Genomic DNA, 5,323 nt, shown 5'->3' on the forward strand with positions numbered 1-5,323 from the left:
TGAGAGGACGCATGACTGAACGAAAACCCAGGAATGCCCCAGGCTGGGATGAGTTGGTCAGCAAAGACGGGTATGACGTCTGAAATATTTAGGTTTCACTTTCTGTAATCAGCCGGTCATCGAGGCTTTTTAACGTACCTAACGGGTATTTTTAGTGACTAAACTTACCCGTTTAACATAATGGATCATGGGTATCTGAATTTATAGATAAGATAATTTTTTTCATTCTGGATATTTTATTTAAGTTTATTTTGTAATATTATGATTTTTTAAGGAAATTATATAGGGCGTAGTGATGGCGAATATTATTTATCTTAAGTTACAAGGAAAGAAACAGGGTTTAATCTCTGGCGGGTGTTCTACTGTAGAGTCTATAGGTAATAAATATCAAAAAGGTCATGAAGATGAAATATTAGTTAATGAATTATCTTCTAATTTATCCATGCATCAAAATGTGAATTTTCAACCTATAGATATACGTAAACCTATCGATAAATCTTCTCCTTTATTATCACAAGCGTTAACATCAAATGAAATATTAACCTGTGAATTTTTCTTTTATCGAACTTCGATGAATGGTGGGCTTGAATTATATTATAAAGTTAAATTAACCGAGGCATCTTTGGTGAATATAAATTTCTTTTGTCCAAACTCTATAACACATAATGATGCTCAGCCAGAAGAATCGCTATCCATTAAATTTAAATCCATTACGTGGGAACATGTGACTGCCGGGACTAGTTCCTATAGTATATGGGATGAGAGGGTATACTAATGATATATCCATCACTGGATTTGTTTGATAGATATGCTGATGAATTGACGAAAGTTGCTAGATATTCAGCGGCTTATTTATTGGATGATATTGAAGTTAAAAATGGCTACCTACATGAAATTGCCCAGCTTATTAGAGTAATACGGCGTGATCTTCAAATTGCATTATATAATTCTGGAAAAGGAAGAGGGAAATGGGACTCCGTATATGGCGATGACGAATTGGAAAAAGCTTATAAATACATAAGCGAAATAAAAAAGGAATTGGATACGGAAAAGTATGGTTATGAACAAGGAAGAAAAAAAGATAGGAAAACATATTTAAAGACTCAAGAATACTCAGGGAAAGGGTTTCTATTTTATGGTAAAAATGGGTTAAAAATTATTGGAGGCATTGTACAGTTCGGAACTGGAGTTATGGCTTTTGGCACGAAGGGGGGTGGATTGGTAAGAGGCATGGAGTCTAAAGGCATGGGAGTTCTAGCGGTAGCTACAGGGATTGGCGATACAGTGGAAGGGGTAACCAATATCATGTATGAATTTACAGATGGTGAAGTCAACCCCGTAAATCCCGTTAAATCTTTTACAGAAAAAGGATTCTCTTTTTTGGGCGCTGATGAGGGTTCTGGGGAATTAGCGTATGATGCTGTAAACTTTGGCGTTGGTTTTTATTTTGCGTTTGCAGCGTTTGCTAAATATGATCCTTCCAAAAGAATTATAAACTTACCTGTAGAAACAAAAAGTGGCCTTGAAAAAGTACCACTTTTACATAGATTTTTTACTGAAAAAGGAGGGGTTAGGTTATTCAAATATATGGAAAGTGATTATAACAGAAAAATGTTTACCAGTAGTAAAGCGGTGCTTACTTATAAAGCTGGGAATACGTCAATTAAAGCATACTTGCTGTTAGATAAATATCTTTTTAATGAGAAAGATGAAAATAACTGAAAAGGTAAATTACTTTTGCCTTTAAGTATAAAAGGAAACTAATTTTTTTATCTAATGATATTACGATGGGGATATGGATTATAGCAACGAAATATATTGACGCAAAAATGTAAAACATTACATATGGGTTGTTATTACTTGCGTATATGCTTGCGAAATATAGTAATATGAATATGAAGTTGAGTGTGATTATTGTGGATAGATCCCAGCGAAACAAATCACTAAGCCACTCATCATATTTATCTTTTGATTTGATTTGTTGCTCATATTTCTCGTTGGAAAATTTTATTTCCTTCTCATATGAATCGTTTAAATATTGAATTTCCTGCTCATATGCCTCATTTAACAATTTAATTTTTTCCTCACGATGTTCATCGTTTAACGATGTGATTTTTTTTTCTTGTTTATCTCTTAAAGATTTAATTTTTTTCTCATATTTCTTTCTTAAAGATTTATTTTCTTTTTCAATCTCATCCCTTATGTATTTCATTTCTCTTTCATAGGCATTTTTTAAAGATTTATTTTCCTTTTTTGATAGTTTGTTTAATAAGTAAATGTTGTTATTTTTCATTTTCATAATCTTCTCTCTTTTTTATGGGCGATGGTATTTCCTGTCGCCCATCACTAATGTTAGTTATCAAACTATTTTTATTTGTATTTTTTCATAAGGAGCATTTTCGTCTGAAAACTTAGTGTCTATTCTTTCTATAAACGCATTTTTAAATTTAAATTCATGTGCTATTTTTCCATCAAAACATTGAAATATAATCAATTCTAAATTTTCATTATTATCAATAGCATTAAGTAATAAAGGGGATGAACCATCTAAATTTTTTTCTAAAATTATTGTTTCTATATAACTTAAGTCATCAATACCTTTTGATAACTCAAGGAAGTTAACCTGTATTTTATCTTTATGGGTATCATTGTCTGAACAGTTTCTAGACAACAATCCTTGATCTGCCCCTGTAATTTCCATATAAGTGGTATGCTGCATAACATTTTCTCCTTTGTTACTTATTCCTAAGTAAGCCTTTATTTGAAAATAGTCAATAAAAACAGATGTATCGTTAGATATATCATGTATGACATAAATATTGATGTCTAGTTTATTTAAATAATGCTGACCTGAATGCTAAGCCAGAGACGATAACTTAACACATTAGAAAAACTTGCAATAGGCGCATCAAAACAAAAAAGATCGTCCTGAGATCCTCTTTGATAACTGGCGATAAAAGCGCCAAAAAGCAGAATTTCGCGCAAAACTGCCTAATGCCCCAATGTGGTATAACCCTGAGAGGAGCGAAGCGACATCATCAATTATCGCTTGTGTCTTTTCTGTTTGGGGTTCTTTCGACGCTTCATTAATCCTAGATCCCCTGTCCCGTTGATTGAATTCTTTATCAGGTACGCACTGTACTCAGTGAGACCGCAGCGTGATTCGGAGGCAGAGCCGTCATATCGTGTGACGGGACGTGATTACCACAATTTGCCTGTTTATCCTTTCGGAGACCGGGCGAAGTCCGAATCAATCAAGGGGTGTGCAATGGGTTATAGTCGTTGAATGGTTTTAAGGAAGTAGTGACTCGCTAGCTTCCCTCTGCTAAGATAGGATTGCGAGGTCGAATCTTTAGCAGAGATGCACACAAGATTTAGCGTACCAGAGCCGAGGCAGTTTCACCACTGTTCTCGGCTTTGTTATATCTGGGGCTTGACCAATTTCTCACTCTGTGAGATCCGCAACGCTCGCCGCAGCATTGACTAGCGAAGTCTGTCAAGGCGAGGAAGCGTCATATCATCAATTGTTAATCTGATGCACGTTCACACCGAAGCCGATGGTTTTTTTTCGTCGCCGGGGATTTTTTTTCCGTGAGAAAATTTATAAAAATAAGATGTTCGTCACAATTTCGGAATCAAACTGATCTGTGTGTGAGGGCGTGAATAATTATGCAGTCGCTGAACAACGTCTGGGCGTAATTTTACGGGTTTTTGGGGCAGGAGAGAGGGAGTTTTATCGGTTTCACATGAAAACCGCCCTGAGGGCCATACTGGCGGTTCTGGCAACAGATGTTATGTTAAATACGGGCCGATTTTTTTGTACTTGCTAGGGGTTATCTGAGTAACGATACGAACGCCGCCCTAACCGAGGGACAGGATATTTTTTGTTGAACCGCCATGATGTTTCGGGGGGAAACAAAGAAACTGAGTGTGTGACTTACTCGTTACGGTAACGGCTCAGGTAACGTTAGTTTATCCCCGTATGCGCGGTTTAACGGAAGGTAACGCTGAACAACCTCAACGTTCAGTACTATAATTCGTGTATATATACGTGTATGATACACGAATACTTGGTACAGGAGAGCAATCATGACCGCAAAACAACGCAACACACAGAGCATAACCATGACTGTAGAGCGAGGCTTACTTAATAGGGCGCGTGAAGCGGGTATTAATTTTAGCGCAACACTTACTGCCGCCTTGGATGCTGAATTACGCCATTATGAGGCGCAGAAATGGAAGGAGGAAAATATGGAAACTCTGGAGGCATTAAACCGTTTCCATGATGAACATGGTTGTTTCAGTGATGAATACAGGACATTTTAACGATGCAATTTACCGTTTATCGTAATACCGGAAAAACCGTCGTTTATCCCCTGTTGCTGGACGTCACGAGCGACATTATTGGGCAGTTAAACCGCCGAATTGTGATTCCACTGCTGCCAGTTGAAAGATATCCTGATAACAGACGCCCTGAGCGCATGATTCCCCTTATCAGGCTGATAGACGACAAAGAATATGCTGTCATGACTCACGAACTGGCAAGTATATCTGTTCATGCGTTGGGGGCTGAATTTTGCGATGCGTCGCAATACCGTAATCAGGTAAAGGCTGCAATAGATTTCCTCATTGACGGTATTTAGCAAAAAGGTGATCTCGATTGGCATATTACTATAAGGGCTAGCGGGAGCATTCGCGCAGGAATTTACGGTTTGGAACTATGCCCGGGTATTGGGTGACCGGACAGCTCTACTCATCCAAACCCCCTTATACTCGATATCGCTGTTTCCTCTGCTCAGCAATGTCCCGTAGCGTTAGGGGGCTTTCTCCACTTTCCAATCCTTCGAGTACTGCGTTACGGATCGCATCATCTAGATTTTCCTGTTTTTCCAACAAACGTAACGTTGACCGCATAACTTCGCTGGCTGAACCATAGCGGCCACTTTCAATCATTCGCTGCACAAAACTGTCAAGCTGTTTTCCCATACTGACTGACGTAATTTTTCTCATATTGAATACCTGTATTAACTATTAATACATCAAGCTGATAAGCCAGGCCATATTTATCTATATGGGCACAAATCCCCAACAGCGAGACCAGATGTGTTTTGTAGTACCGCCGCTATGCCGGCAATCCAACAAAACATTTTTGGATAAGGTTAGCTTTTGATGAATTTCTGATCCTGTTTCCGGCGCAGTCTTTCTGCTGTAGCCGTTGCATTCCGGCGTCGCCGTTCAGCATCCTGGGCTTTGATACGGCTCTGTTCAACTTCCTGCGCAGCGGTGGCTCGCTGTCTTTCAGTTTCTGCCATGATGTTCCTGA

General features: G+C 38.2%; 7 protein-coding genes. 4 read left to right on the forward strand and 3 right to left on the reverse strand.

Annotation, left to right across the window (positions count from 1 at the left end):
- The first annotated feature begins 295 nt into the window (after positions 1-295).
- Both PXH59_RS19950 and PXH59_RS19955 read left to right on the forward strand, forming a co-directional pair.
- Positions 296-775: an Hcp family type VI secretion system effector gene (locus PXH59_RS19950; RefSeq protein ID WP_285811901.1), complete on the forward strand. Its 480-nt coding sequence runs from the start codon at positions 296-298 to the stop codon at positions 773-775.
- Positions 775-1,722 (forward strand): DUF4225 domain-containing protein, encoded by a 948-nt coding sequence (locus PXH59_RS19955; RefSeq protein WP_285811902.1) that lies wholly within the window; start codon positions 775-777, stop codon positions 1,720-1,722. The genes PXH59_RS19950 and PXH59_RS19955 overlap by 1 nt, the downstream gene beginning before the upstream one ends.
- Here the strand turns inward: PXH59_RS19955 and PXH59_RS19960 are convergent.
- Complete coding sequence (locus PXH59_RS19960; protein ID WP_285811903.1) at positions 1,697-2,293, reverse strand: hypothetical protein; 597 nt, start codon at positions 2,291-2,293, stop codon at positions 1,697-1,699. The two genes, PXH59_RS19955 and PXH59_RS19960, sit on opposite strands and share 26 nt — an antisense overlap.
- A 66-nt stretch (positions 2,294-2,359) precedes the next feature.
- Entirely contained in the window at positions 2,360-2,719 is a 360-nt protein-coding gene (locus tag PXH59_RS19965; RefSeq protein WP_285811904.1) for an Hcp family type VI secretion system effector, read from the reverse strand.
- A 1,370-nt stretch (positions 2,720-4,089) separates the two neighbouring features.
- On the opposite strand from PXH59_RS19965, the gene PXH59_RS19970 reads away from it, so the two are divergent.
- Both PXH59_RS19970 and PXH59_RS19975 read left to right on the forward strand, forming a co-directional pair.
- The gene (locus tag PXH59_RS19970; protein ID WP_285811905.1) at positions 4,090-4,326 is read left to right on the forward strand and encodes a type II toxin-antitoxin system CcdA family antitoxin; all 237 of its coding nucleotides are present in this window, start codon (positions 4,090-4,092) and stop codon (positions 4,324-4,326) included.
- A 2-nt stretch (positions 4,327-4,328) separates the two neighbouring features.
- Positions 4,329-4,643 (forward strand): CcdB family protein, encoded by a 315-nt coding sequence (locus PXH59_RS19975; RefSeq protein WP_285811906.1) that lies wholly within the window; start codon positions 4,329-4,331, stop codon positions 4,641-4,643.
- 124 nt (positions 4,644-4,767) lie between these two features.
- Here the strand turns inward: PXH59_RS19975 and PXH59_RS19980 are convergent, their stop codons facing one another.
- Positions 4,768-5,010, reverse strand: a complete 243-nt coding sequence (locus PXH59_RS19980) for a type II toxin-antitoxin system ParD family antitoxin (protein ID WP_285811907.1) — start codon at positions 5,008-5,010, stop codon at positions 4,768-4,770.
- Between the last annotated feature and the right edge of the window lie 313 nt (positions 5,011-5,323).

This window comes from Xenorhabdus bakwenae (genome assembly GCF_030272115.1).
Lineage (GTDB): Bacteria > Pseudomonadota > Gammaproteobacteria > Enterobacterales > Enterobacteriaceae > Xenorhabdus > Xenorhabdus bakwenae.

Coding starts and splice junctions, on each gene's coding strand:
- PXH59_RS19980 (WP_285811907.1), bottom strand. CDS start 5,010: ATGAGAAAAATTACGTCAGTCAGTATGGGAAAACAGCTTGACAGTTTT.
- PXH59_RS19960 (WP_285811903.1), bottom strand. CDS start 2,293: ATGAAAAATAACAACATTTACTTATTAAACAAACTATCAAAAAAGGAA.
- PXH59_RS19975 (WP_285811906.1), top strand. CDS start 4,329: ATGCAATTTACCGTTTATCGTAATACCGGAAAAACCGTCGTTTATCCC.
- PXH59_RS19965 (WP_285811904.1), bottom strand. CDS start 2,719: ATGCAGCATACCACTTATATGGAAATTACAGGGGCAGATCAAGGATTG.
- PXH59_RS19955 (WP_285811902.1), top strand. CDS start 775: ATGATATATCCATCACTGGATTTGTTTGATAGATATGCTGATGAATTG.
- PXH59_RS19970 (WP_285811905.1), top strand. CDS start 4,090: ATGACCGCAAAACAACGCAACACACAGAGCATAACCATGACTGTAGAG.
- PXH59_RS19950 (WP_285811901.1), top strand. CDS start 296: ATGGCGAATATTATTTATCTTAAGTTACAAGGAAAGAAACAGGGTTTA.